Here is a 26,736-nt window from a genome sequence, read left to right on the forward strand (position 1 = left end):
GCAAGGTGATAGAATTATAGACTGTAGTATTTTTGGAATTGCAGCGGAGGTTTACTTGTCCAGATTTGTCCTAAAAGTACTCTGGCTAGAAGGCGACGTTGCGCTGGCGGTTGATCAGGTGGTAGGTAAGGGCACTAGCCCGCTCACCTCTTATTTCTTCTGGCCCCGTAACGATGCCTGGGAACAAATGAAAACAGAGCTTGAGAGCAAGCCCTGGATTGAAGAAGAGGAGCGGGTTGAAATTCTCAACCAGGCTACCGAGATTATTAACTACTGGCAGGAAGAAGGTAAGGGCAAACCCCTAACCGAGGCTCAGGATCGTTTCCCCGAAATTACCTTTACCGGTAGTTCGTGATGGTTAGATCTAGCATTTAACTAAGCATTAAAGCTTGGCTAAGAGCTTCGGTTTAGAACATCCCTCGCTGCTAAACCTCCAATTAGATGAACTCATTCAAAAGCCCACCGATTAAACAGTCGGTGGGCTTTTGAATACTTGGTCATTGCCAGCAGGCTACTTGAGACCGCCAGCCGCCTGAAGCTTGGCTCTGGCACGCTTGAGACCTTGACGGGCCTGCATCGTAGCCGACTTGTCTTCTGAATCAACCTCGCTCAGGCGAGCTTCGGCTTCCTGATAAGCAGTCTGGGCTTGGGCGAGATCGATCGCATCGCCCCGCTCGGCACCGTTGACCAGAATAATGACTTCGTTGCTGTCAACTTCAGCAAAACCACCCATCAGTGCGATGGGCACCCACTCTTTGTCAGCTCTCACCCGCATCACCCCGATATCGAGGGCGGTGAGGAGAGGAGCGTGGCCAGCCAAGATGCCTAGCTGACCAGTGGTGCTGGGCAAAATGACCTCTTCTGCCTCAGAGTCCCAGACGGTTTTGTCTGGGGCAATTACACGAACGGTTAATGCCATAGCAAGAATGCAATAGGGATTATGACAGGATGTCGGGGGCCAGAACTATTTCAAGCCCCCAACAGCAGAAGCTACTTCTCGGCCTTGATCTTTTCAGCGGCTTCGAACACTTCTTCAATGCCGCCCTTGAGGTAGAAGCACTGCTCAGGGATGTCATCTAGCTCCCCAGAGAGAATCTGGTTGAAGGCTTTGATGTTGTCTTCCAAAGAAACGTACTTACCAGGCGCACCGGTAAACACTTCAGCCACAAAGAAGGGTTGGGAGAGGAAACGCTCGATCTTGCGGGCGCGGGCCACCACAGTGCGATCGTCCTCAGACAGCTCATCTAGACCCAGAATGGCGATGATGTCTTGCAGTTCTTTGTAGCGCTGGAGGGTAGACTGCACGGCCCGAGCGGTTCTGTAGTGCTCTTCGCCCACAACGCTGGGCTGCAGCATAGTGGAAGCAGAGTCTAGGGGATCCACAGCGGGGTAGATGCCCTTGGAGGCCAAAGCCCGAGACAGCACGGTGGTAGCGTCAAGGTGGGCAAAGGTGGTCGCCGGAGCGGGGTCGGTAAGGTCGTCCGCAGGCACGTATACCGCTTGAATAGAGGTGATGGAGCCCTCTAGGGTAGAGGTAATGCGCTCTTGCAGGTCACCCATGTCGGTACCCAGGGTGGGCTGATAGCCCACAGCGGAGGGCATGCGGCCCAGCAGTGCCGATACTTCAGAACCGGCCTGCACAAAGCGGAAGATATTGTCGATGAACAGCAGCACGTCTTGCTTGTTGACATCGCGGAAGTATTCGGCCATGGTCAGCGCCGACAGCGCCACGCGCATGCGTGCCCCGGGGGGTTCGTTCATTTGGCCGTAGACCAGGGCGACCTTAGACTTGCCCAGGTCGTCGGCGTTGATCACGCCAGACTCGATGAATTCGTTGTAGAGGTCGTTGCCTTCGCGAGTGCGCTCGCCGACACCGCCAAACACCGACACACCACCGTGCTCTTTAGCGATGTTGTTGATCAGTTCTTGAATCAGTACAGTTTTGCCAACGCCCGCACCGCCAAACAGCCCTACTTTGCCGCCGCGACGGTAGGGTGCCAGCAGGTCAATCACCTTAATGCCGGTCTCAAACACCGAGGGCTGAGTCTCTAGCTCGGTGAACTTAGGAGCAGAGCGGTGAATAGGGGAAGTGGTGTCAACATTGACAGGCCCTTTTTCGTCTACGGGCTCACCCAGCACGTTGAAAATTCGGCCCAGGGTAGCAGCGCCTACGGGCACGCTAATGGGAAGGCCAGTATCGACAACTTTCATGCCCCGCACTAGACCGTCGGTGGTGCTCATCGAAACGGCCCGCACCTGGGAATCGCCCAGGAGCTGCTGCACTTCGCAGGTAACGGCAACTTCGTTGCCAGCGGGGTTTGTGCCCTGAATTTTCAGAGCGTTGTAGATCTTTGGCATTTCACCAGCCGTAAACTTAATGTCTACAACTGGGCCAATAACTTGAGTAATGTAGCCAACGTTGGTTTGTTCTGCTGTGGTGACCATGCTTGCGCCTATTCCGTATGATCAGCTGTCTCGGTCGCTTTTAATTTACTGTTACATTCTAAAGCGCCATCATTCAGAGTATCACTAGAGCGTTACCGCCACGACGATCGCGCCGACTTTATCTGAACCTCGGTTTGTTAGGGTAAAGGCATTCCTAGGTTTCGATGATCGGTATAGCGCTGCGCCTTAACCAAACCATTAGGTTGCATCGCTAAAATGCCCTGACAACACAATTGGGGGGTTAAGGAAAGCCATGGCAAAAGTGAAGGTGGCCGACCAGAGCGCTGATTTAAGTGCCCCGCAGTACTACATCAATCGCGAAGTTAGCTGGCTGGGATTCAACGAGCGTGTGCTCCATGAGGCTCTTGACCCTCGCACGCCGCTGCTGGAACGTCTGAAGCTTTTGGCGATCTACAGCGACAATCTGGACGAGTTTTTTATGGTGCGCATCTCGGGCGTCATGGAGCAGGCTGAGGCGGACGTGCATCCTGAGACGCCTGATAAGCTGACGCCGATTAAGCAGCTAGAGATCATGCGATCGCACCTAATTGAAAAGATCGCGCTTCAGCAGCGCACCTTTGAGCACGAGCTGCGCCCAGCTCTAACTAAGCACGGGGTTTACCTGCAAAACTATCGCGACCTCACCAAAGAGCAGCTCTTCTTTTTAAAGGACTACTTTGAGAAGCGGATCTTTCCGGTGCTGACGCCGCTCAGCGTTGACCCGTCCCACCCGTTTCCGCGGATGTCGAACCTGAGCTTGAACCTGGCGGTCAAGGTGGCCGACCCCGATACTGGAGTTGAGCGCTTTGCCCGCGTTAAAGTGCCCAGCAACCTACCCCGTTTTGTAGGCATGCCCGAGCCGCTGTGCACCTACAAAGGCAAACCCTGCGTCTGGATTGGCGTGCCCCTGGAGCAGGTGATTGCCGAAAATCTGGGCTATCTGTTTCCGGGCATGACAATCGTCAGCCATCACTTGTTTCGAATTACCCGTGATGCCGACTTCCCAGTGTTAGAGGATGAAGCCGACGACCTGCTGCTGGCGATTGCAAAAGAAATCAGCAAGCGGCGACTGGAGGGGTTTATCTGCCGGGTTGAGATCGAAAGCACGATGCCCGCTGATCTAAAAGAAGGGTTGATGCGCGAGTTAGGGGTAGGCAGCGATCGCATCTATGAGATTGATGGCCTATTGAATCTGAGAGATCTATTCTTTTTTCTATCGCTGCCCTTGCCAGAACTCAAAGATAAACCCTGGACGCGCCTAGTTCCCCCGCGGCTCAAGCCGGTGATGATGCTCGATGACGAGGGCAACCGCAACTATTCTGAGCACCCGCCCAATTTCTTTGCCGCCCTGCGAGATGGCGATATCTTGGTCCACCACCCCTACGAATCGTTTCGGGCCTCGGTGCAGGAGTTTATTACCCAGGCGGCTGTCGACCCCAAGGTGCTGACGATTAAAATAACGCTCTACCGCACATCTGGTGACTCACCCATTATCAAAGCACTGATCACAGCGGCAGAAAATCGCAAGCAGGTGGTGGCCCTGGTCGAACTCAAGGCCCGCTTCGATGAGGCCAACAATATAGAGTGGGCTAAAAAGCTGGAAGATGCCGGGGTGCACGTGGTCTACGGCATTGTGGGGCTTAAAACCCACACCAAAACCACCCTGGTAGTGCGCGAAGAGGGCGACAACATTCGCCGCTATGTGCATATTGGCACCGGCAACTACAACTCCAAAACGTCGAGGCTCTACACTGACCTCAGTTTGTTTAGCGGTCAGGAGGAACTGGGGGCTGACCTCAGCGATTTGTTCAACTTTCTCACCGGCTACTCGCGCCAGAAGGCTTACCGCAAGCTGCTGGTGGCCCCGCTGACGCTGCGCGATCGCATGGAAGCCCTGATTCGCCGCGAAATTGACCATGCCCAGGGCGGTGGCCAGGGCAAAATTGTGGCCAAGATGAATTCCCTGGTCGATGGTCGCATTATTCGGTTGCTCTATGAAGCATCCCAGGCGGGGGTCGAAATTGACTTGATTGTGCGCGGCATCTGCTGTCTGCGACCCGGTATACCTGGCGTCAGCGAGAACATCCGCGTGATTAGCGTCATCGGTCGGTTCTTAGAGCACTCCCGCATCTTCTGCTTCCACAACAGTGGACAGCCCGAGTACTACATCGGCAGCGCCGACTGGATGACCCGCAACCTCGATCGCCGAGTGGAAGCGGTTGTGCCGATTGAAGACCCGAAGTTGATCAAGGAACTGCAAAACATTCTCGACATTTTGCAGGCCGACAACCGCCAGGCTTGGGAGATGGCTGCTGACGGTACCTATACCCAGCGCCGCCCCCTCGATGGGGAGGAGGAGCGCGGCACCCACGCCATGCTGATGGCCTATGCCCTAAAGCGCGACACAATGTAGGGGTTTAGGCCGCATCCTGGTGAAAACCGGGTCGGAGGTCGCGAACGGCAGTTCGTCTAGGGATGTTTTTGGACTGGAAGCGATTGGATTTGAACCTGGCTTGGGGTTAAGGATGCGATCGCTCAGCCAGTCCCCAAGCGACCTTTCCATCAAAAATCCCCTCTGCTTTCTCAATTGAGAAGGCAAAGGGGATTTTTGTCAGCGCAGTTTAGCTGGCCAAGGGAAAGTTAAGTCATCCCTTGGCAAGGCCAATTAGCCTCTGGCACCAGCAGCGCCAGCGCGGCGGGGAGCGCTAGGGCTGCTGCCGCCACTGCGGCGACGGGGACGCTGGCGACGGGGGCTAGCTGGAGCCGCAGCCGATCTAACCCGAGTCGTATCAGAGGAAAAGGACGGCTCGTAACCAGGCACGATGTCTTGGGTAATCGTCTGCTTGAGCATGCGCTCAATGCTGATCAGTAGAGGTAGCTCATCGTCGCTAATGAGCGACACGGCGCGACCCTCGTTGCCCGCCCGGCCAGTGCGGCCAATGCGGTGCACATAGTCTTCGGGCACGTTGGGCATCTCAAAGTTGACCACGTAGGGCAGCTGATCGATATCAATGCCGCGAGAGGCAACGTCAGTTGCTACCAGCACGCGCACCCGACCCTGTTTGAAATCTTTCAGGGCGCGGGCGCGGGCCGCCTGGGTCTTGTTGCCGTGAATAGCGGCGGTTTTCAGGCCGTCTTTAGCTAGCTGCTCAGCCAGGCGGTTGGCACCGTGCTTAGTGCGGGTAAACACCAGCACCTGCTGCCAGTTGTGGAAACCAATGATGTGGGACAGCAATTCCCGCTTGCGGTGGCGATCGACGGGGTGCACGACCTGTTCAACGCGTTCAGCCGTAGTGTTGCGCTGGGCGACCTCAATCTGCACTGGCGACTTCAGCAAGGTGTGAGCCAGCTGCTGAATCGGCTTAGAGAAAGTGGCCGAGAACATCAAAGTCTGACGCTCGTCGGGCAGACGACCCATGATCTTGCGAATGTCGTGGATGAAGCCCATGTCGAGCATGCGATCGCACTCATCCAGCACCAAAATCTCCACGGCACTGAGGTCAATGGTGCCCTGGCTGACGTGGTCAAGCAAACGGCCCGGGGTGGCGATCAAAATATCGACTCCCTGGCGCAACTGGCGAATTTGGCCGCCAAAGCTAACGCCGCCGTAAATCATTGCTGCACGAAAGGGCAGGTGCTTGCCGTAGGTCGTGACACTATCGCCCACCTGAGCGGCCAGCTCACGGGTAGGAGTCAGAATTAGCGCACGGGGCAGGCGTCGCCCTGTGCTCTTGTTTTCGGCTAACCGCTGCAACATCGGCAGCGTAAAGCCTGCCGTTTTGCCCGTACCCGTTTGGGCACTGGCTAAGATGTCTTGCCCGTCTAAAATCGCGGGGATTGCCTTTAGCTGAATCGGCGTGGGTTCGGTGTAACCCTGATCGGCAACCGCACGCAGAAGACCGGCCGCAAGACCGAGTTGCTCAAAAGTCATTTAGTTTTTTGCTCCGAATGGTGCCCCTATCCCAAATCAACTACCTGGGCCCAGTCATAAGAGCAGTGAATTTAATCAAAAGAACGGCTGCTAAGCAAATTCTGTTGGCCAGCGCAGACCGGATGGCTGGACGAAGCTACATCCTAGCAGATAAGTCGCAGGATTGACGCCGGGCAGGCAAACGCCTTAGTCAGTCAGCTTTGGCAAAGCTCTGATGAGGCCTTAGAGATCAGGGGCACCGCCAGTTTTAGAACGGATTTCATCTTTAGAAAGAATTATTGGCCTAATCTGACCAGAAGACCGCCCTCGCCAACTTTAAAGTCTCCGTAAATTCACTGATGTAAAGCACCGTTAGCCAGTACTGTGAATACGCTAGGGATAGGTGTACCTCCATGCCTTGGGAACGTGGCTCTAGCCATTTCCTCACTGGGTTATTCAACGTTTTGATCACTGCCTGAGTCGTCACCGCAGCTATATGTTGAACTCCCTATCCCGTAAGCCACTATGCCTAAAACTTTTTTGTATGCCAACGCCTCGTCCGAGCATGAGGCTACGCCTTCGGGCAGCGATCGCCCCGAGGGGTCAGCCTCTGAGCATCGCGACAAGGTTCGCATTCTCGTCATTGGCCGCCCCACGGCCATAAACCGAGTCATTTTGGAAATGAGCCACGTGGGTTTTTCTGACTCAATCGAATGGAGCAAAGCCATCCCCACCGATCGCCAACGGGAATCAATGCGAGTGCTAACTCGCTACGTGTTCGCCGACTCATAACGCTTAGAGCAGATCGAAGTCCATAGCTGTTTGCCCCTACGGTTTCTGTCTCCAGAATCCTAGGGGCAACGGTCTAAACAAATTTCGCTCGGCCATAGCCGCTGTCAAATTTGAACCGTCACCATAGCAAAAAGGAGAACCGTCATAGACAGTTCTCCATAACCTGTGCAAGTCGCAACTAATCGAGACTTCTCTGCGAATGTCTTAGACTTAGCCGATCAAACGGCCAAGTTTGGCGTAGCTACTGGGGCTGAGTATCTTGGGTTGCCGGTTGATTAGCCTCAGCTTCAGGCTGGGCCGGGCTTTCGGGAGCCGCGCTGGGAGCCTCGGGGGCGGCGCTAGGAGCCGGTGCGACAGGATTGTTTAGCTCAACGTTAATGTCGGGAGGCTGAACGGTGGGAGCGGGAGCACTAGGAGCAGGAGCGGTAGGAACGGGCACAGCTTCCTGGGTGCGCTCGATGGTGCGCTCAATAATGGTGGTCTCGTTGGTGGGTTCTGGGGTTTGGGTCTCCGGGGCCGGGGCCGTAGGGACAGGGATAAGGGTGCCGTCGTTGGCATCGCTGTAGACGTAGACAACGGCACCAACTACAACAGCTACAGCCGCTAGTACCAAACCTAGAATGAGACCCGTAGAAACGCCGTTGTCGGCCCGGAGCCTAGCGTTTTCTTCGTAAATTCTGGCTTCTTCGGCCCGACGGCGCTCCTGCTCTAGCTGCTCGGTTGACTTACCACTGACGTAGCCGTCACGGTAGGCAACTTCGTCTGGGGTTGCTGGTCGCGCGTTAACTGATGCTTCAAAATCTTGGTTACGAGGATTGGTATTGCGAGTAGACATAATAGTATTGGCCTCTTTATCGGACGATTTAGATAGGGGTTCTTATCTGTAGATGTCCCTTTCAACTGTGCCAAATGTAACAATCGACATGGCAAGATCCTCTCTACCCAAGTGAATAGCTAGGGGGAATAAATGGGTGCCCGATCGCGTCTCTCTCAAGGAAGACAAGCGTTATGCCGATAGGGGAGGTGCAGAGGCTGGATTAGCGATCGCCTTTAAGGTTGCCCTGAGACACGTTGTAGAGCTGGTAGCGCTCTTCGATCAGGCGATCGACATCCGCTGTAGCCAAGCGTTTGACGTAGTTGAGCTTAAATTCTTCGAGAAAATCTACTAATAGGGCTTCGATCTCTTCAACATTCTCGTTTTCTTTGAGCTGAGCTTTAAAGGTCTCGCCCAGCTTTTGCACTAGAGCTTGGGTCAGATCTCCGCCCGACTTGTTTTCTAATGATCCCTTTACAGCACTATAGAGGTTGGCTGAGAGCTGTGAAACCACCTGCTCGGCCATCTGGTCGGGCAGATTGCCAATCCCTGGCAATTGGCGAAACCCTTGGTAGCCGGGGGTGCGATCGAAGGCTTGGGTAACGGTGTGCTTGAGCAGGGCGTCGACCTCGGGCTTGACCTGGGGCAGCACGTTATAGACCGTTAGGGCGGCCAGCCGTTGCGAAATCACTTCTAGCTCATTGACGCCACCAACTTCGATATAACGTCGGGAGCTAGGCTCCAAGAGGGCCTTAGAAACGCTGCCATCGCGCACCAGCGACTGCATTTGATCAATAATGCGCAGCACTACCATTTCGGTGATTTCGACGGCGACCTGGCTGATGATAAAGCGGCTGATGCGGCTTTGAATGGGCTCTAAATTGATCAGATTGGACTGGTTGATGCGAATGGTGACTGGAATCAGGCGCGCTAGGGCCAGCCAGGGTAATCGCAGGGCGCTGAAGGGAATAATCAGCAGAATGTCGAACCAGCGCCACAGGATAGCATCACGCCAGGTGAAGTTTTTGTAGCGGCGATCGAGGTAGATGCTGCGAGCCAACAACTCTAGGCCAAACAGCAGATTAAACCAAATGTCGATGCGCCAAAACAGGTTCACAAACCCACCGTGGACGGCAATGCGCCGAAAAAAATTGGTCTCAACTAGAGGCTGCACGTCGCTTCTAAAAAAGGCCATCTCGGCAGCAAAACCAGCTTCGCTGAGGTGGTCAACGCTCCAAAACTCAGTCATCGATTCGGTGGCGGATTCTGATCCGATGCGATCGCGCATTTCGTTCTTAATCTGCTCTAGATTGCCGGAGCGATTGGCAGATTGAAACGGATTCTCAGAGATCATGGCAGCACTCTGTTGTTGCAAGTCGCTCAAAATCGACTGTGCCTGGATCGAGGTCAGCCCAGTTTGGGCCACCTGTTCTTCCAGCCTGTCAACCGTGTCGAGGTAGTTGGCGGTAAAGCGGTGAGGCTCAATGCCTTTAAAAGTTTCGCCATACCAGGTCGTCAAACCTGGCAGCAATCGCAGGTACAAATCTCGCAGGGGAATGTAGCTCAGATCGCCGATCACTAATGCCAAGTTGAGCAGGGCAATCATCGCCATGATGCGCTCAAACCAGCGTCTCCTCAGACGACGGGCATCATACTTAGAAAATTCGCGGCTGTTCGGCGATCGGCGGGGGCGAGAAAGGGCGGCCATGGCACCAGGCTTACAAGCGTGTCTCTGCAACAATGCCTGGTATTCGCCTGTTTGTCACCACTCAGGGTTTGAGCGGCTCAGATTCGCTACCATCATAATTAATATATGTTTACAAGCTGATTCCCTGAAGCCGCCATGACCGCTACCGTCTTTGCCCCTCAGCCCCTCAACAATCCTCCCAGCACCTACTGGACTTGGCGTGACCAGGCCATTCACTACGTGGTGGCTGGAGAAGCTCATAGCGACCGCCCTCCCCTGCTGCTGGTGCACGGTTTTGGGGCGTCTACCGACCACTGGCGCAAAAATATTCAGGGCCTACAGGCCGACTTTCAGGTATGGGCGATCGATCTGCTGGGGTTTGGGCGATCGGCTAAGCCCAACTGGCAGTACAGCGGCGACCTGTGGCAGGCGCAGCTCCACGATTTCATTACTGAAGTAATCGGTCGTCCGGCAGTACTGGCGGGCAATTCCCTCGGTGGATATGCGTCGATGTGCGTAGCGGCAAACCACCCCGAATCTGCGGCGGGCTTGGTGTTGCTAAACAGCGCTGGCCCATTTTCTTCCCCCGCTCAAACCCCTCCCCCAGCGCCCAATCCGATCGCAAAACTAATTCAATCGCTCATGCTACAGCCGCTGCCGAGCTGGCTGCTATTTCAGTATGTGCGCCAACCCGCTATTATTCGCCGCACCCTGCAACAGGTCTACCTCGATAAATCGGTGATTACCGACCAACTGGTCGAAGATATTCGCCGTCCTGCCCTCGACCCCGGTGCTCCCAGGGTGTTTGCTTCGGTTTTTAAGTCGCGCCAGGGCGAAAACGTGGACGTGCTGCTGCAAAAGCTCACCTGCCCCCTGCTTATGCTCTGGGGCGAAGGCGACCCCTGGATGAACTGTCGCGCAAAGGGAGCGCAGTTCCGTCAGTACTATCCCACGCTGACGGAGCACTACCTACAGGCGGGTCACTGCCCCCACGACGAGGTTCCCGACCAGGTGAATAGCCTGCTGCGAGAATGGGTGTTAAAGACGGTGATTGAGGGAGCGTGAAGCTGCGTTTGTGCTGGCGTTTATCCCAAGAACAGAAAGGGAATTTGCCACTCGTTGAGCAGGGTCAGGCTGTAGTGGTGCTACTAAGGTTGGCTTTGGGACTGGGCGCAGTCGAAAGACAGCCGGTCAACCATTACAGAATACAAACTTGTGCTTTGGGCAGTGCCTCCCGCTTCCCCTAAACTGGGGCTTATTCTCCCTAGCCATCCACTCATGTCTCCCCTTCCCCGCCATCGCCCTAACCGGCTCTCCTTAGGGCCACTAGAGGCTGAGATTTTAGCCATCGTTTGGGACAAAAACGGAGCCACCGTCAAAGATATCCACGACCATATTTTGGCTGACCCCGATCGCGACCTGACTCAGGCTTCGGTGACTACGGTGCTCCAGCGCTTGGCTAAGAAAGGCTGGCTGCGGCGCGAGGCCGTGCAGCAAGAAAAAACCCGTTGCGCTTTTCGTTGGCAGCCCATAGTCTCGCAGCAAGAGGCTGAGCTGCTGACCGCCCACCAGCAACTGCAAAGCTTTTTGGCGGTGGGTAGTCCCGATCTGGTGGCCGCCTTTGCCGATAGCCTGGATGTTGCCGAGCTAGATAAGATAGACGCGATCGCCGCTCGCCTACGTGCCCTGCGCCATACCCAAACCCAGGGAGAGGATGCGTAATGCACAGCAGTCTACTGGTGCTCACGATTGTGGTGGCCACGGTCTGGCGGTGGCGGTGGCGACCGTGCGATGGGTCTTGGCCAGTCCGCTGGGAGTCTGCCCTCAATGCCTTTTGTCTGCCACCGCTGATGATTGCGCTGGCTGCCGTGGCGGTGCTTTCCATGGGCCATCATGGCACCATGATCGGACAAGCGGTCAGTCCGGTGGGGTGCTGGGCTAGCCTCGGGATCTTGTCCTTTGCCGCTGGCGTTCTAGCTTATGCGCAGGGCCAGGCGGTGCGCACTACCCGGGGGCTGCGCCAATATGCCGTGGTCTCGCTTCCCCAGGGAGCACAGGCTCGCTGTTTGCCCATCGACCTACCGCTGGCGGCTCAGGTGGGGCTGTGGCGCTCGTCGTTGCTGGTCAGCCGGGGCTGGTTAGAGCAGCTGACAGCGATCGAACAGCAGGCCATGCTAGCCCACGAACAGGCCCACGCTGACCATCGTGACCCGTTCTGGTTTTTCTGGCTGGGTGCCGTGCGGCGCTTCACCTGTTGGCTACCCAACACCGAACCGCTGTGGGAAGAACTGCTGCTGCTGCGAGAGCTGCGCGCCGATCGCCAGGCCGCCAGCACTAGCGATCCCCTTTTGCTGGCAGAGCTATTGGTTAAACTCGCTCGGCAGATGGCTTTGGCCACCCATTCACAGTCCTCAAAGCACTGGCTTGAGACCGGAGTGGGCTTCAATCAAGATTTGTCACTCACGCGCCTAGAGCAGCGGGTCAACGCTCTGGTTGCACCAGACACCGAAGTCAAAATTGCTGAAAAACGTCAGGTCAGACTGGCTTGGCTAATGGTTGCGATGCTGCCCTTAGCGGTCACCTGGCTGCATACGTGAGCTCATTCCCTATAGGGAGCAAGCTGAGCTTGTAAAGCGGGCAGGTCTTCTGGAACGAAAACAGCCATGCGGCCTAGGTAGGCGGTGCCATCGCGATCGTAGGCAATTTCCTGCCAGTAGGCAAATCGCTCTCCCTGTCGCACCTCACCCCGCAGCACCAGGTTGGGGTTGTCGGTCGGGTTTGTCCTAGCGCCTCGGGCCGGATAGCGCAACAGCACCGTTGCCTGGCGATAGTCGTTGAAAATCTCCTGCCCATAGATAGCCCGCAACGACTCATCGAGCCGGTCAACGGTAATGGGGTTGGCGTGGTCAGATACGCTAAAGCGCTCGGAACGAATCTGGCGCGGGTCTTGGTTGGGCACCACCCCACTGATCGGAAACACTGACGCCTGGAAGGTAAACCGCTGCCCTGGGGCAACTAGGCGATTGATGGCCAGGCGATCGCCGGGGCCAGGCTTGAGGGTAGGGTTATTGCGAATCCACGTCTCGGTTAGATTCACCGTTTGCCCTGGCAGTGCCCAGCCGGGATAGGCGGTGAGGGCTAGAGCCGCAAGGGCTAGAGAGCCACCCTTTATAGCGATCGCCAAAAGCCTGCTTTTTGGAAGGATCGCACACCCAAAACCACGTTTAAGCCGCATCATCTGCCCTGTCTCCCAAGGAACCCGTGACCGATGATAACAACTCTGGAAGAGAACGAATCAACAGAAATACCCCGGCGGAGAAAATTCCACCGGGGCATTTGACTAACGCTGGGGGTTTAGTATTCGGGAACTGAGGAGTCTACCTCTTTACTCCAGGCAGTGATGCCGCCTTTGACATTGGTGCCTTCAATGCCGTGCTGCTTGAGAATGCCCAGGGCTTTGGCCGATCGCCCGCCCATTTTGCAGTGCACAATCAGGCGATGGCCATTGACTAAGTTCTTGACCTGATCAACCCCGTCGCCATTCTCAATATCGGGCAGAGGCACTAGCACAGAGCCAGGGATGCGAGCAATTTCGTACTCGTTGGGGTTGCGCACGTCGAGCAGCAGCACGTTGTCGGCCCCGCTGTCGAGCACCTGCTTTAGCTCGGTGACGGTCATTTCGGAGATTTCAGCCAACTCTTTCTCTGCCTCCATACGCGCCTGGGGAATGCCGCAGAACTCTTCGTAGTCGATCAGCTCTTCGATCACTGGGCGTACGGGATTGGGCCGCAGCTTCAGCTCTCTAAAGGTCATCTCAAGGGCATTGTAGAGCAGCAGGCGACCGCTGAGCGTCTTGCCCGTACCCAAAATTACCTTGATGGTTTCATTGGCCTGAATGACGCCAATGATGCCGGGCAGCACACCCAGCACGCCACCCTCTGCGCAGGAGGGCACTAGCCCCGGCGGTGGCGGTTCGGGGTAGAGGTCACGGTAGTTGGGGCCGTCCTGGTAGTTGAAGACCGTGGCCTGGCCCTCAAAGCGAAAGATGGAGCCGTAGACGTTGGGCTTGCCCAGCAGCACGCAGGCGTCGTTAACCAGGTAGCGGGTCGGGAAGTTGTCGGTGCCGTCAACTACCACGTCGTAGGGTTCAAAAATGCCCAGGGCATTTTCGGCGCTGAGGCGGGTTTCGTAAAGGTCAACCTGGCAGTGGGGATTGATTTCAAGAATGCGGCTCTTGGCCGACTCAATTTTGGGCTTGCCCACCCACGACTCGCTGTGGATCACCTGACGGTGGAGGTTCGACTGATCGACGGTGTCAAAGTCGACGATGCCAATGCGGCCAATGCCAGCGGCGGCCAAATACAGCAGCAGCGGTGAACCCAGCCCGCCGGTACCCACACAGAGCACGCTGGCGGCCTTGAGCTTCTTCTGCCCGTCGAGACCCACCTCCGGCAGAATGATGTGGCGGGAGTAGCGCTCGTACTCCTCTTTTGTGAGCTGAATGTCGTCCAGGTTTGGGTTGAGCATGGCCTCGGCAGAGAAACTGTGGCGGTAAAAACAAAAAACGGTCTGGGGCACGACCGTTTTTTACATCATCTAAGCTTAGGACAAGAATGAGGCTTTGTTGGCAGATGATCCAATCATTTTCACAGGCTCGGGCTCGAACTGATTCTGGTCGTTGAGCCGCCAGCTTTTGAGGTCGGCAACTTCGCCCTTGACCACAGACACAATTACGTAGGAATAGACGGGCCAGGCGAGGGTGCGATCGCACTCCGACGGCACCGCTACATGGTCAGGATGCGAGTGAAACACGCCAATAATCTCCAGCCCTCGCTCCCGCGCCGATCGCTGTACGGCCAGCATATCGGCGGGGTCGATCCAGTAGCGATCGCGCAGACTGTGGGCTCCATCGCCTGCGGGGTCGGTATAGTCCAGGAGCGAGGGTTCCCAGGCATTGTTTAAGGCGACAACCTCAACCACAGTGCGATCGGCCTCGCCGGGCTGCGCTTCCCCAGACCCACGCCGACCCACTAGCAACCCACAGCATTCCTTGGGGTAGCCAGCGACAGCCGCCTCGACTATGGCTTGGTAGCAGTCGTCATCAAGGTAAAGCTCAGCCATAGCAAAAGATAGCCGCTAACGTGGCCCCTTCCTATTCTTCAACTGTTCCCGGAGCGTCAACTGTTCCCGAAGCATCGACGGCTGGGGTGTCTAGGTTGCTGACAGCTCGCTCTAGACGGGCCAGGGCGCGGTTATATTCAAGCACTGCGGTCACCAAGTTGCCCTGGGCTTCAGTCAGATCTCGAATCGCGTTGATCACCTCTAGCTGCGTACCCACCCCAGCATTGAACCGTAGGTCAGCCAGCTCCAGGGCTTCCTCCGCCTGGTTGACGGCCACCGAAGCCGTGTCAATATTCGACTGGTTAGACACCAGGGTGTAGTAAGCCTCTTCCACCTGCACCCGAATGTCGTTGCGGGCACTCTCAAACTCCGACTCATCGGTTTCAATGTCGATTTCGCTCTGGTCAGCGGCAGCTCGGGCCGCCCCGCCGTCAAACAGCCGCCAGTTGAGCTGTGCCCCCAGCGAAAACCCGTCGTCGATGCTGGATGATGCCCCCGACGATGAACTCAGCAAGCTCTGCACCCCGTACTGGGCAAACACTCCCAGATTAGGGCGAACCGCTGCCAGACTAGCCTGACGCTGGGCATCGTTGAACTCGCGCTCGACCAAAAATTGCTCTAGCTCGGCCCGATTTTGAAAGGCCAACACAATGCTTTCCTCCAGCGAGAGCGGCCAGGCTCCGGCAATGTTGACCGCCAGGGTCGTCAGATCGATCGAGGGCTGAATGTTGAGCCGTCGGGCCAGCTGTCGCTGGGAAATCTGGCGCTGGCTGATGGCCTGGTTTAGGGTCTGGCGCGCGTTGGCCACCTGCACCTCAGCCTGCAATACGTCAAACCGGGTGCCAACGCCCACTTCTTCTCGTAGCTGGGTATCGCCCAAGTTGCGCTCGGCAGCCTCTAAAAAGGCCTGGCTAATGCGAATCTGCTCGATCGCCTCCTGCACCGCGTAGTAGTCAGTAGTGGTATTGAGCCGCAACTCTTCACGGGTTTGCTCTACCTGCAGCTCAGAGACGCGCACCTGGCGCTCTGCCGCGCGAATGCGGGCCGATCGCTCCCCCGAGAGGCCCAGGTCATAGTCGGTTCTGAGGGTGCTGCCAGCAGTGGTGCTAGTCGAGTCAAACGTTCCCCCCGCCCCCGATGACGACTGGTTACTGGTTTGCAGATCGGCCCCCAAATCTACCGTGGGCAGCCGCGCCGCTTGCTGAACTCTCAAACCTGCCTGGTTGCGCTCCAGCCGCAGCTGCGCAATCCGCAGTTCTTCGCTGTTGCGGTAGGCCAACTCTAGGGCCGTTTCTAGGGACAACGGCTGGGTACCCAAAATTTCTACCTCCTCGGGCTGGGTGGGCACCAGCAGGGGATTAGGGCTAGGAGTCAGGTAGTCGGGTGGGGTGTCAAAGCCCTGATCGGTGGGGCGATCGGACTGGGGTATCAGAGGGCCAGTCTGCGCCGTGGAGGAGGGAGTAGTGGCTCCGTCAGCGTCTAAGGGCACAGCCTCTTCGCCGGGCTCCAAGCCTGGTGCGCTTACCTCAGGGGTAGGCACCTCCTCAACAGCGGCTGGGGATGGTTCTAAGGCTTCGGTCTCGGCCTGGGTAATGCTGATTCCCGGGTTCTCGTCGGTCAGGGGACGAGGCTCAGAGTTAGCCAACCCCGCAGCAGACCAGCTAGATAGGGTAATGCCTAGGCTTAGCGGTATGAGGCAACGGCAATAAGAGTAAAGCATAGGCACCATGGGCTATTACTACCTAAATTGAGTCACCAACGGGAAAAACGAAAATTTCTGCCACAGTTTTTTAGCATATCGGCATTAACCGAAGATAGACCCGCCGAAGCCGGATTTATCCTGCCTCAGGGAGAAAGATCAGCCACAAAATTTTCAGTCATCAGCTTAGCAAACTAAACCGTTTAGTACAATCACGACGGCGTCCAATAGCCAGCGGCGGGCTGCAAATCAGCGAAGTTGTGGTTGGGAAGATCGCCGCAGCAGGCCTGCACTAGGGCGTCGGTGTCGTCTATGGGAATGACTGGGCAGCTCAGTCGCTGGCTGATTTCGGCGACGCTGAGGTCGTCTAAAAACAGAGTGTCGCTGGCTTGGCCCGAATCACTGGGCTTAAGCATCACCGTCGGCAGCAACAGGGCATCGCCTAGGGGGCAAGGCCGGGACAAAGGTTGATTCTGTATCGGTGGTTGATTAGCAGGCGAATCGCGCAGCCCCAGCAACAGATCGTGGCCGGTCAGCAGCCCTGTTACCGTCATTTCTCGTCCCCAGTAGTCGCTGGCTAGGGCAGCTAGGCGAACGGTCAAACCCTGGACTTGGTTGAGGCGATCGACGATGGGCTGAAAGGCGTGTTCTACCGCATTGCCCACGACCCAGGTTAACGTCCGCGGTGGGCTGACGGTCTCCGGCAAGTAGTCGTCAGCCGACTGCTGAAATTCTTTGAGAAACTGACGAATCGACCCCACCCCGTTGCCCAGTTGGGGATAGTCTTCGTAGTGGCTCTCGTCGGGCACCTCTTGCTGAGCAATCAAAAACCACTCGTCGGCCAGCCAAACAAAATTGGTGCCAAACCGCTGCTGGCAGTCCTGCTGGAAGGCTTGCACCTGGGCAATTACCTGCTGGGCTTGGGCTTGAGTTACCGGAGTCAGCTCATCGTCGGAGGGGCGAAACCGGGTGAGACCCACGGGCACCACGGCCACTGACGCTACCGCAGGCACTTCGCCCTCGTGAAACCGGGCTAAATCCCGCAGGGTAGTGGCTAAGTGATCGCCATCGTTGATGCCGGGACAAACCACTACCTGAGCGTGAATCTGCAAGCGCTGGTCGCGGAACCAGGCCAACTGATCGAGAATTTGGCCTGCCCGAGGGTTTTTGAGCAGGCGCGATCGCACCTCCGCCTCCGTCGCATGTACCGACACAAACAGAGGCGATAGCCTCATCTGGGCAATCCGCTCCCACTCCTGGGGCAGCAGGTTCGTGAGGGTCAGGTAGCTACCGTAGAGAAAGCTGAGGCGGTAGTCGTCATCTTTGAGGTAGAGCGTACCGCGCTTGCCAGGGGGCTGCTGATCGATAAAGCAAAAGGGGCAGGCGTTGTTGCACTGCATCAGCCCGTCAAAGAGAGCGGTGTCAAACTCCAAACCCAGATCGTCGTCGATCTCTTTTTCGATATCAACGTGGTGGGTCTTGCCCCGGGTGTCTAGCACCTCTAAGGTTAAGTCTTCGTCAGCGCAGAGAAAGCGATAGTCAATTAAGTCGCGAGGTTTCTGGCCGTTGATGGCCACCAGGGCATCGCCGGGCTCAAAACCAATCTCGTCTGCGATCGAGTCGGGCAGCACGCGGGTAATGCGAGCAGGGCGAATAGCCGAGGCAGCCATAGCTAAAGAAAGCCTTGGAGAAGCAAAATGTGCCTTCCTATATTAGATGTTTTGCATTTTTCCGGTAGCCAGCGCCAGCAGAATGGCGGCTCCAAAGGCGAGACGATACCACACAAATACCCAAGTGCTATGCCGCTTCAAAAAGCGAATCAGCCAAAAAATCGCCAGATAAGACGACACCACCGCCGCCACAATGCCACCGATTAGCGGCACCGGCCCAGCGGCTCCAAACCCAGTTTCTAAAAAACCTTCTAGCTCCACTAGCCCCGATAGCGTAATGGCGGGTACCCCCAGCAAAAAAGAGAACCGCGCCGCTGTCGATCGCTCTAACCCCATAAACAAGCCAGCCGTGAGCGTAGACCCCGACCGCGACACGCCGGGAATCAGCGCCAGAGCTTGGGCAAAACCCATGGTCACGCCATCTCTTAAACTGAGAGCCTCAAAGGTGCGCTTGTGGTGGCCCACAAACTCGGCAGCAGCCAGAGCCAAGGCCATCAAAATAGACACTATGGCAATAGTAGAGGCACTGCGCAACGGCGAATTGTCAAAATCTGGGATGAAAATTTTGATCAAGAGGCCACAGACCACAATGGGGAGGCTGCCCAGCAAGATGCCCAATCCCAGGCGAAACTCTGAGGAGTCAAACTGTCGGGTCATAGTAGCCTTGACCATGCCCATCGTCACCTGGCGCAGATCATCCCAAAAGTAGTAAAGAATGGCCGCAATGCTGCCTAGCTGAATAACGGCGGTAAACGCCACCCCTGGGTCGCCCCAGCCCAGCACCACGGGGATCATCTTGACGTGGGCTGTACTGCTGATCGGTAAAAATTCCGTTAGTCCCTGCACAATGCCAATCACAATAGCTTGGAACAGGTTCATCGGTTCTGCAGCAGGCGTGGGTGCGCCGCTGCCTATTTGAGCTGCCGTAGCTACTAGGTTAGGAAACACACTATTCATAAAGAAGTAACCATAGTCTGTGGATATAGCGTTGCAAAGCTAGCGTTGCTAGCCGGAGGCACCTGCACAAAGACGAGCGGGAAGTTTGGGCAGTTGCGGCCATGGCGCAGTGACTGACTGGGAGGATAAACCCAGCATGACGCGGCCTCCTCCCTGGGATACTTCCTTAAATACTTAAAATAAGTACACTGTTTTCATGGGCAGCCTCCCAACTTGGCGTAGATTTTCTCCAACTATCTTTACCTTGACTATTCTATGGAGCAGACAGAGTATCCGGTACTGAGGCACTCAGATTCTTCGTTTACCTTTAATCCCTGACTGGTTTGAGTATGAACTTAGGGACAGCCTTAATCTGAAGACAACCTCAATACTGGTCTGCTCGCTGCTTTGGCTACCCTATCCCCCCCCGGGGCATGTTATGTTAATAATGATTAATCAAACACTCATAATTACGTTGAGTCTACATTGAGCCTTTCCTACAGTTCTGCTTCAGATAAAAAGACTTTGCCATGGCTGGCTCTAGTCCAGGGCTGGGTAGCACGGTCAGGCCTTCAACTTAAGGTCTTTGGGGCAGCACTGAGCTTAGTGATTCTGCCGGTGTTTGTGCAGGCTCCCCTGGTGCGCTACTTTCCTTGGGTGAGCCTGGCAATTACTCCTCTGTGGTTGGTGCTGGGGGCGTGGCTGATGCAGCGCTCTCGCTGGAGCCTCTGGGGCGACATGATTGTCGGCTTTGGATGGATTTGGCTAACGGGCTCGCTCTACTGGGGCTGGTTTCGATGGGATCCGGTTGTTCACTTGCCGATTGAGGCTTTGGGTTTGCCGATCGCCCTAGTTTGCTTGTGTCAAGGTTGGGGCCGAGTGGGCAGCTATTTCTTCTTAGGGTCACTGCTGGGCACGGCGGTCACAGACTTGTACATCAACTGGATGCACTTGTTTCCTACCTGGCGGCAGCTAATGCTGACCAGCCCAGACGCGGCCCCTTTGGTGCTGCGGGCGGCTAGCGCTACCCTGCAAACGGATGTGGCAGCCTGCCGAGCCGTAATTTTGGTGTTGTTTTTGCTAGTGGCGACGGCGATCGCCCTCAGCACCTCCCGACAATTGGCTTGGTGGGCTTTTGGAGGGGCTGTGTTTAGCACGTTGGTGGTTGACGGTTTGTTTTTCCTGACAGCGGCGCTCGCCTAGATTAGGTACTAGGTTTGCATCTCTGGCATAATAGGGGCAGCTCAGGGATAGTTTGGGGTTATCTGCCGCGATCGCAGCTTGAGTTTTAGCGCAGTCGTGTTTTTGCCCTTTTATTGCCCTCATAGTACCGCTGTGACTTCATCTGGCCCCTACCTTGCGCTTAAAACCGGCTCCGGCGATCGCCAGCTTTCCTTGGCGGGTGCTAGCTATTGGACGGTAGGGCGGGGCGACGACAATAATTTTGTGCTGCCCGACCGCTGGATCTCACGCAACCACGCCATGCTTCAGAGTGCCGACAGCGGTCGGTTTTACCTCATCGACCTGGGCAGCCGCAACGGCACCTTTGTCAACGGGCGTCGGGTCAGCGTGCCCGTTATTCTCCACGATGGCGATCTGCTCACCTTTGGCCAGACCGAGCTGCGGTTTTTCTCACCTCAAGATGCAGCTGAGGCGTTAGACGCGCCCCTGGGTGGAGCCCACGGTCAGAATGCCACCGCTACGGCGATGCTCCACGTGCGGCAGCTCATTTCGGTCATGGTGATCGACATTCGCGACTTCACCATACTGACCCGCCAAATGGATGAAAAAATTCTTTCCGAGGCCATTGGCACCTGGTTTCGCCGCGCCGGAGAAATTATTGGTCAATACGGCAGCTGGGTCGATAAATATATCGGCGATGCTGTAATGACGGTTTGGATCCATGGCCCCGAAGGAGCCGACCAAGCCAGTATGATCAAGATTTTGCAGGCCGTCAGCACCCTGGCCGAGATGACAAGCCAGCTCCACGAGCAGTTTCCACTGCCGTTCCCCCTGCGTATTGGGGCCGGCATCAACACGGGCTACGCCATGGTTGGCAACACCGGCAGCGGCGATCGCCCCGACTACACCGCCCTAGGTGACACCGTCAACGCGGCCTTTCGCCTAGAGTCTGCAACCAAGCCCCTGGGTCTAGATATTGCCATTGGCGAAACCACCTATCAATACCTGCAAAAGTCCGGGGTAGATGACCCCTGCTTCAAGTGCTTCACGGTTGAGATGAAAGGCTACGAAGAACCCATCGCCACCCGGGCTGGCACCTTTGTCGATTTGAACCAGTTTTTAGCTAAATACTCTTGACTCCCCGCTCACTGGCTCGTCTCACGCACCGCACGAGGCAAAGCCGGGCGATCGGCGCTCTAAGCTGGGACTTATGCCAAGGCCACCTACAATCATCGGTGCTCGATCAGAGGGGGAGTAAGCAGACCCTCCGAGTTTTCAACGTGCCTTGGCCACGAATCGCGGGCTACGACAACCCATCCAGTTGTATCCCTGCTCTGCCAATATGCGCTTACTCTGATCGCATCAAAATTGATGTTGGCGATCTTGGCGGGCTGTGAAATAATAGAAGGCTGTGTCTTCATTTTTCTGCCCGCCCTATTTTCAGGTAAACAGTCATGGCTAAAGGCGTCCGCCTCGTCATAACCCTAGAGTGTACCGAATGTCGAACCAACCCCGACAAGCGCTCTAACGGTGTATCTCGCTACACCACCCAAAAAAACCGTCGTAACACGACCAACCGCATCGAACTCAAAAAGTTCTGCACCCACTGCAACAAGCACACCATCCACAAAGAAATCAAGTAATTAGCACCCATGGCCTATTTTCGTCGTCGAGTATCTCCAATCAAGCCCGAAGACCCGATCGACTACAAAGATGTCGATCTGCTTCGTAAGTTCATCACCGAGCGCGGCAAAATTTTGCCCCGCCGCATCACTGGCTTGACCGCTAAACAACAGCGGGCACTCACCACTGCCATCAAGCGGGCGCGGATTATCGCCCTGCTACCCTATGTGAATGGGGAAGGCTAGGCTAGGCTAGGCTAGGGATGATGATCGCTAGGGTGTTGGCTTGGTTGATAAAGGAACGCTAGTCGAATTTAAGCACCAGGGGCAGCCCCGTCTAGGGGTTGTCGATCGCCCTGAGGGCAAAAAAAACTGGGTGGTCATCGACGAGCGGGGTCAAGCCTACACCCTGCATCCCCGCGATCTCACCTATGAGGTCAGCGGCAATACTTACAAACCCACCGACATTGCCCCCTTCGCAGCGGAGGCTGGATCATATATCGATCCGTCCAGCCTAGAGATTGCTTGGGAGTTTTTTGCAGAAGCCGGTGAGTCTGCCGATCCGGCCACTTTGGCAGAGCTTCTGTTTTCTGACCAAAGTCCCACGTTTTGTTACGCGGCCCATCGGCTGTTGGTAGAGGACAAGATTTTCTTTAAGCAGAAGGGCGATCGCTACGAACCTCGCCCTGCTGCCCAAGTTGACGAACTGCGGCTACAGCTCGAGCGCGAAGCCCAGCGCCAGCACGAGTGGGAATCATTTATCACCAAGGCCCGTCAGGCCATGGCAGGGGAAACCGTGGGGTGGGAGAAGAGCGATCGCCCCCGCCTCGAAATCCTTGAGCGCCTGGCGCTGTTAGGTGACGAGTCGAGCCAGCGCCCCCAGGCCGTAGAAATTCTTAATGCTCTGGGTATTAACCCGACAGCGGCGGGTGCATTTGATACTCTAGTGGCACTGGGACTCTGGAGCGTCCACGAAAACCTGGCCCTCAGGCGCAGCCAAATTCCCGGTCACTTTTCTGAGGAAACCCTTACCATGGCGCAGCAGCGTCTTCAGTCTCCGCCGCCTGACCCCGACGCCCACCGGATAGACCTCACCCACCTCAAGGCCTACACCGTAGACGACGCCAGCACTCAAGAAATCGACGACGGCCTGAGCTTAGAGACGCTGGATGACGGCACCCAACGCCTGTGGATTCATATTGCCGACCCCACCCGCTGGCTCATGCCCGGCGATGATTTAGATCTGGAGGCCCGTCGCCGCTGCACGACCATTTATCTGCCCACCGGGATGATTCCCATGTTCCCCATGGAGCTGGCAACCGGGGCTATGAGCCTAATTCAGGGGCAAACCTGCTGTGCCCTCAGCTTTGGCATCACCCTCACAGCCAATGGCGATATTCACGATTATCAAATTCACCCCACCCTGATTCGGCCTACCTACCGCCTCACCTACGACGACGTTGACGAGATGCTGGAGCTGGGCATTACTGCCGAGCCCGAGCTGCAAGGGCTAGCCCATTGGGCCAAGGTGCGGGGCCAGTGGCGGCTCACCCAGGGGGCAATCAGTATCAATATGCCTGAGTCGAGCATCAAGGTGTCTGAGGCCGAAGACGACATTGTCATCGAAGTTCTCAACGACTCTACGGCCCGGCAGATGGTAGCCGAAATGATGATCTTGGCGGGAGAAGTGGCCGCTCGCTACGGGCAAACCCACGCCCTGGCCATTCCCTTTCGCAGCCAGCCCCAGCCTGAGCTGCCTTCAGATGAAGAACTCATTCAGCTGCCCACAGGTTGGGTGCGCGACTCGGCCATTCGCCGCTGTATGACTCGCAGCGAAGTCGGCATCACCCCCAGCCGCCATGCCACCCTAGGGCTAGAGAGCTACAGTCAGGTCACGTCCCCCATTCGGCGCTATCTCGACTTAGTCACCCACTTTCAGCTCAAAGCCCACCTGCGGGGCGAGCCGCTGCCCTTTTCTTCCACAGAGGTGACCGAGTTGGCCATTGGCGCTAGCTCTGCCGCCTACGAAGCCACCCTGGTTGAGCGCCAGACCAAACGCTACTGGGCCTTAGAATACCTGCGTCGTCACCAAGACCAACCCTGGGATGTGATGCTGCTGCGCTGGCTGCGGGAAGACGAAGGATTGGGGCTAATTATGGTAGAAGATCTAGGCTTGGAGTTGGCCATGCGCTTCAATCGAGCCGTTGCCCTAGGGGAACAGTTTCAGGTGCGGGTCAGCCATGCCAGCCCTCGCCAGGATGTGATTCGCTTTGAAGAGGTCGCCCCCGAGAGTGAAGCCGCCGCCGCTTCAGCCATGACGGCGAGCTGAGGGCTGTTTCAGAGTTGCTTGATATAATTGCAGAAGCGCTTCTCTGCCCATAGGCGCTCTTGGCCGTAGTGCCCTGCCCTAACCGAACGTACATTTCGCCTAGGGCTACCCCCTTACCGCCAGGAAATTGCTCACGTAGGCGGGGAGTCGGCGATCGCCCCATCACTCCCATCGCCGAGCAGCCGCAGCTGTGCCGCTTCCCGCCGGTAGACAAAGGTCACCACGGCGGCCAACCCACAGAGCAAGGCCAACAACACCAGTGTTAATGCCAACCCTAGAGCCTGCTGTAAAACCGGCAGCCCAAAGGTGCCTAACACTGCCCCAGCTTTAGCTATGGCCGCAGATAACCCAGCCCCACTGGCTCGAATCGCAGCCGGAAACACCGCCCCTGAAAGTAGAAAGGTCGTGGCATTGGGGCCGGCATTCATCAAGAGATTAAACAGCAGAAAGCCGCCAAAAATCAGCCCCATCGCCGCACGGCTCTCGGCTGGCAGCCCCGTTGAGGCCGCCAGCAGCCCCAGCCCCAGGGCCATGCCTAAAAACCCAACGATTTGCAGCACAATCGGCCCTAGCCGCTTGACCAGCAGCACCGCTAGCAAAAAGCCGAGAATTAAAAAGATATCGACCAGCGCCGAGCCTTTGGCCGAGGCCATGGTCTGCGCCACTAGGTTAGACGAGCCGCCAAAGACCAAAACACCCAAAATAACCGGGGTAAAAATGCCCACGCCGTAGGTGGCAATATCTTGCAAAAACCAAGGCACCGAAGCCAGCAGCGTTTGGCGACGGTAGGTGGGCACAAACAGGTCTCGATAGCGGAGCTGGGGCTGGTCGTCTGGTGCAAAGATCGGCCCTTCAGGGCCATCGGGCTTTAGGGTCATAGGCTCTTCCAGCAACTCAGAGGCCATCGCAGACGCCGCTTCATAATCGCCTTGGGACAACAAATAAGCTGGGCTTTCCAAAGAAACTGCCAGGCGCGCTAGAGCTACTCCTAGTGCTAGCACTACTCCTACCCCCAGCATCCAGCGCCAGGCATAGTGAATAGCCATCTGCTCGTCACCTGGATAGCCCACAGAGAATCCATACAGGATGGCGATGCCCACTAGCGCCCCCAACAGCGCGCCTACCGCCTGAAACGAGAACGCTCCAATTACGAGCTGGTCGCGGTGGCGCGTGGGCACGTTTTCAACAATGTAGGCCACGCTGATAGGATAGTCGGCCCCGATCGCCACCCCAACCAATACCCGAAAGACCAGTAGCGAAGCCAGGTTCCAGGCCAGGGCGGTGCCAGCGGTAGCCACGACAAAAAGAATGACATCGGCAATCAGCATGGGCTGACGACCCAGTTTATCGGTGAGCGGCCCGAGGAACAATGAGCCCAGCAGTGACCCAGCCACCGCCGCCGCCGCCACGGCCCCAACTGCCGCTGGCCCCAGCCCTAAGTCACGCTGCAAAAACGGCAGGGCAACCCCAATGATAAAAAAGTCAAACCCGTCTAGGGCGATCAGGCTGGCGGCCAGCAGCCACAGCCGCACCATTGGGCGCGTGATAGCAGATTGATCGAGACGCTGCTGAAAGGCAACCGGCAGGGTAGTTGGGGACATGACTAGATGCGAGGGTCTGACTTCACCCTAGCAATCCTAAGGGATCGATAAGTGGCTGCCACAGATGTGAGGATGCAGTCGAGGCTCAATATTCCAGAGATTTACGCCTGCTACCTCGGCAGAACCGCCCATGGGGACAGCCCCGATCTCGATCGCAGCTCTCTACACCGCCTGAGCCTTGGGCATGCCTAGTCTGTCTGCTAGATCAACAACTCCGCTCAACCTCTAATGAACGAGAGTTAAGCGGAGCTGTTCACGAAGCTAGACCTATGCCCTAGGAAGCCAGGGCGATCTCAACCATCTCCTGGAGCTTGCCGTTTTGGTACAGCTCAATGAGAATGTCAGAACCACCGACAAACTCGCCATTGATATAGACCTGGGGAATGGTGGGCCAGTTGGAATATTCTTTGATGCCCTGACGAATGTCTGGGTCAGCCAGCACATCGACGGTCTCAAAGGGAGCGCCCAGCACGTTGAGAATTTGCACAACGTTGTTGGAGAAGCCACACTGGGGCATGAGCTTGTTGCCCTTCATGAACACCATGATGGTGTTGTTTTGAACCAGCTGATCGAGTCTTTCTTTAGTTGCCGCATCCATAGCGTCGATACCCTTGCAGAACGAAATAAACGGTTAAAGCAAAGCGATGCCCAGGCTAGGCGCTTTGAGCGGCCCAATCTTCTGGGGTATAGGTTTTTAAGGCTAACGCATGGATAGCCTCGGAAGACATGGCCTCGCGCACCGCTCCGTAGACTAGCTGATGCTGCTGTACCAGGCTGCGCCCGGCAAACTGTGACGAAACCACAACCACCTGGTAATGGTCACCGCCGCCGGTTAAATCTTGCACCTGCACATCGGCGTCGGGAAGGCCAGCCTTGATCATGGTGCTAACCTGGTCGGGAGTAATCATGAACAGTTTCCTTGTGGGAT

The 26,736-nt window shown here is 56.4% G+C and carries 26 protein-coding genes; 12 read left to right on the forward strand and 14 right to left on the reverse strand.

The genetic code is table 11. The annotated features are described in order from the left end of the window. Window positions 1-37: 37 nt before the first annotated feature. Entirely contained in the window at window positions 38-355 is a 318-nt protein-coding gene (locus tag H6G07_RS21745) for a 30S ribosomal protein PSRP-3 (RefSeq protein WP_280522658.1), read from the forward strand. Between the two features lie 156 nt (window positions 356-511). On the opposite strand, the gene atpC is transcribed toward H6G07_RS21745, so the two are convergent. Both atpC and atpD read right to left on the reverse strand, forming a co-directional pair. After that, window positions 512-919 (reverse strand): ATP synthase F1 subunit epsilon, encoded by a 408-nt coding sequence (gene atpC / locus H6G07_RS21750; RefSeq protein ID WP_073610292.1) that lies wholly within the window; start codon window positions 917-919, stop codon window positions 512-514. Window positions 920-990: 71 nt separating this feature from the next. Continuing rightward, window positions 991-2,445: a F0F1 ATP synthase subunit beta gene (gene atpD, locus H6G07_RS21755; RefSeq protein WP_073610293.1), complete on the reverse strand. Its 1,455-nt coding sequence runs from the start codon at window positions 2,443-2,445 to the stop codon at window positions 991-993. Between the two features lie 253 nt (window positions 2,446-2,698). On the opposite strand from atpD, the gene ppk1 reads away from it, so the two are divergent. Beyond that, a complete protein-coding gene (gene ppk1 / locus H6G07_RS21760) occupies window positions 2,699-4,858 on the forward strand; it encodes a polyphosphate kinase 1 (protein ID WP_073610294.1) in 2,160 nt (719 codons plus the stop codon). A 252-nt stretch (window positions 4,859-5,110) separates the two neighbouring features. On the opposite strand, the gene H6G07_RS21765 is transcribed toward ppk1, so the two are convergent. Then, entirely contained in the window at window positions 5,111-6,376 is a 1,266-nt protein-coding gene (locus tag H6G07_RS21765) for a DEAD/DEAH box helicase (RefSeq protein WP_073610295.1), read from the reverse strand. 504 nt (window positions 6,377-6,880) lie between these two features. On the opposite strand from H6G07_RS21765, the gene H6G07_RS21770 reads away from it, so the two are divergent. Further along, window positions 6,881-7,147: a hypothetical protein gene (locus H6G07_RS21770; RefSeq protein WP_073610296.1), complete on the forward strand. Its 267-nt coding sequence runs from the start codon at window positions 6,881-6,883 to the stop codon at window positions 7,145-7,147. 241 nt (window positions 7,148-7,388) lie between these two features. Here H6G07_RS21770 and H6G07_RS21775 read toward each other — a convergent pair whose 3' ends face one another. Further along, complete coding sequence (locus tag H6G07_RS21775) at window positions 7,389-7,982, reverse strand: hypothetical protein (RefSeq protein ID WP_073610297.1); 594 nt, start codon at window positions 7,980-7,982, stop codon at window positions 7,389-7,391. Between the two features lie 202 nt (window positions 7,983-8,184). Then, window positions 8,185-9,669 carry a hypothetical protein gene (locus H6G07_RS21780; protein ID WP_139297144.1) on the reverse strand — a complete coding sequence of 495 codons (1,485 nt, stop codon included), beginning with the start codon at window positions 9,667-9,669 and terminating at the stop codon, window positions 8,185-8,187. Window positions 9,670-9,804: 135 nt separating this feature from the next. On the opposite strand from H6G07_RS21780, the gene H6G07_RS21785 reads away from it, so the two are divergent. The 3 genes from H6G07_RS21785 to H6G07_RS21795 all read left to right on the forward strand — a co-directional run bounded on the left by H6G07_RS21785 (window position 9,805) and on the right by H6G07_RS21795 (window position 12,245). Continuing rightward, the gene (locus tag H6G07_RS21785; RefSeq protein ID WP_073610299.1) at window positions 9,805-10,713 is read left to right on the forward strand and encodes an alpha/beta fold hydrolase; all 909 of its coding nucleotides are present in this window, start codon (window positions 9,805-9,807) and stop codon (window positions 10,711-10,713) included. A 213-nt stretch (window positions 10,714-10,926) separates the two neighbouring features. After that, complete coding sequence (locus H6G07_RS21790) at window positions 10,927-11,370, forward strand: BlaI/MecI/CopY family transcriptional regulator (RefSeq protein ID WP_073610300.1); 444 nt, start codon at window positions 10,927-10,929, stop codon at window positions 11,368-11,370. Next, entirely contained in the window at window positions 11,370-12,245 is an 876-nt protein-coding gene (locus tag H6G07_RS21795; RefSeq protein WP_073610301.1) for a M48 family metalloprotease, read from the forward strand. The genes H6G07_RS21790 and H6G07_RS21795 overlap by 1 nt, the downstream gene beginning before the upstream one ends. A 2-nt stretch (window positions 12,246-12,247) precedes the next feature. Here H6G07_RS21795 and H6G07_RS21800 read toward each other — a convergent pair whose 3' ends face one another. The 6 genes from H6G07_RS21800 to H6G07_RS21825 all read right to left on the reverse strand — a co-directional run bounded on the left by H6G07_RS21800 (window position 12,248) and on the right by H6G07_RS21825 (window position 19,095). Next, a complete protein-coding gene (locus tag H6G07_RS21800) occupies window positions 12,248-12,832 on the reverse strand; it encodes a hypothetical protein (RefSeq protein WP_084173458.1) in 585 nt (194 codons plus the stop codon). Window positions 12,833-13,002: 170 nt separating this feature from the next. Then, complete coding sequence (moeB, locus tag H6G07_RS21805; RefSeq protein ID WP_073610366.1) at window positions 13,003-14,175, reverse strand: molybdopterin-synthase adenylyltransferase MoeB; 1,173 nt, start codon at window positions 14,173-14,175, stop codon at window positions 13,003-13,005. A gap of 75 nt (window positions 14,176-14,250) precedes the next feature. After that, a complete protein-coding gene (locus H6G07_RS21810) occupies window positions 14,251-14,769 on the reverse strand; it encodes a M67 family metallopeptidase (protein ID WP_084173460.1) in 519 nt (172 codons plus the stop codon). Window positions 14,770-14,800: 31 nt separating this feature from the next. Next, a complete protein-coding gene (locus H6G07_RS21815) occupies window positions 14,801-16,489 on the reverse strand; it encodes a TolC family protein (RefSeq protein WP_171973074.1) in 1,689 nt (562 codons plus the stop codon). A 191-nt stretch (window positions 16,490-16,680) separates the two neighbouring features. Further along, window positions 16,681-18,138, reverse strand: coding sequence for a TIGR03279 family radical SAM protein (locus tag H6G07_RS21820; protein ID WP_073610303.1), 1,458 nt, complete (start codon window positions 18,136-18,138; stop codon window positions 16,681-16,683). Window positions 18,139-18,180: 42 nt separating this feature from the next. Next, on the reverse strand, window positions 18,181-19,095 hold the full coding sequence (locus tag H6G07_RS21825; RefSeq protein ID WP_199312336.1) for an undecaprenyl-diphosphate phosphatase: 915 nt from the start codon (window positions 19,093-19,095) through the stop codon (window positions 18,181-18,183). 504 nt (window positions 19,096-19,599) lie between these two features. On the opposite strand from H6G07_RS21825, the gene H6G07_RS21830 reads away from it, so the two are divergent. The 5 genes from H6G07_RS21830 to H6G07_RS21850 all read left to right on the forward strand — a co-directional run bounded on the left by H6G07_RS21830 (window position 19,600) and on the right by H6G07_RS21850 (window position 24,207). After that, window positions 19,600-20,277: a DUF3120 domain-containing protein gene (locus H6G07_RS21830; protein WP_073610305.1), complete on the forward strand. Its 678-nt coding sequence runs from the start codon at window positions 19,600-19,602 to the stop codon at window positions 20,275-20,277. A 132-nt stretch (window positions 20,278-20,409) separates the two neighbouring features. Next, complete coding sequence (locus tag H6G07_RS21835) at window positions 20,410-21,393, forward strand: adenylate/guanylate cyclase domain-containing protein (protein ID WP_073610306.1); 984 nt, start codon at window positions 20,410-20,412, stop codon at window positions 21,391-21,393. Between the two features lie 317 nt (window positions 21,394-21,710). Then, window positions 21,711-21,899: a 50S ribosomal protein L33 gene (rpmG, locus tag H6G07_RS21840; RefSeq protein WP_017298241.1), complete on the forward strand. Its 189-nt coding sequence runs from the start codon at window positions 21,711-21,713 to the stop codon at window positions 21,897-21,899. A gap of 9 nt (window positions 21,900-21,908) precedes the next feature. After that, window positions 21,909-22,124 carry a 30S ribosomal protein S18 gene (gene rpsR, locus H6G07_RS21845; protein ID WP_073610307.1) on the forward strand — a complete coding sequence of 72 codons (216 nt, stop codon included), beginning with the start codon at window positions 21,909-21,911 and terminating at the stop codon, window positions 22,122-22,124. A gap of 40 nt (window positions 22,125-22,164) precedes the next feature. After that, window positions 22,165-24,207, forward strand: a complete 2,043-nt coding sequence (locus tag H6G07_RS21850; protein ID WP_073610308.1) for a ribonuclease catalytic domain-containing protein — start codon at window positions 22,165-22,167, stop codon at window positions 24,205-24,207. 131 nt (window positions 24,208-24,338) lie between these two features. Here H6G07_RS21850 and H6G07_RS21855 read toward each other — a convergent pair whose 3' ends face one another. After that, window positions 24,339-25,808: an MFS transporter gene (locus tag H6G07_RS21855; RefSeq protein ID WP_073610309.1), complete on the reverse strand. Its 1,470-nt coding sequence runs from the start codon at window positions 25,806-25,808 to the stop codon at window positions 24,339-24,341. A gap of 51 nt (window positions 25,809-25,859) precedes the next feature. Between H6G07_RS21855 and H6G07_RS21860 the strand changes: the two genes are divergently transcribed. Further along, a complete protein-coding gene (locus tag H6G07_RS21860) occupies window positions 25,860-26,000 on the forward strand; it encodes a hypothetical protein (protein WP_171973075.1) in 141 nt (46 codons plus the stop codon). Between the two features lie 82 nt (window positions 26,001-26,082). Here H6G07_RS21860 and grxD read toward each other — a convergent pair whose 3' ends face one another. Together grxD and H6G07_RS21870 are read right to left on the reverse strand one after the other, a co-directional pair. Continuing rightward, window positions 26,083-26,406 (reverse strand): Grx4 family monothiol glutaredoxin, encoded by a 324-nt coding sequence (gene grxD, locus H6G07_RS21865; protein ID WP_073610310.1) that lies wholly within the window; start codon window positions 26,404-26,406, stop codon window positions 26,083-26,085. 55 nt (window positions 26,407-26,461) lie between these two features. Beyond that, window positions 26,462-26,716, reverse strand: coding sequence for a BolA family protein (locus H6G07_RS21870; protein WP_073610311.1), 255 nt, complete (start codon window positions 26,714-26,716; stop codon window positions 26,462-26,464). Window positions 26,717-26,736: the final 20 nt, after the last annotated feature.

Origin of the sequence: Phormidium tenue FACHB-1052, from assembly GCF_014696675.1 — a bacterium.
Classification (GTDB): Bacteria; Cyanobacteriota; Cyanobacteriia; order Phormidesmidales; family Phormidesmidaceae; genus Nodosilinea; species Nodosilinea tenuis_A.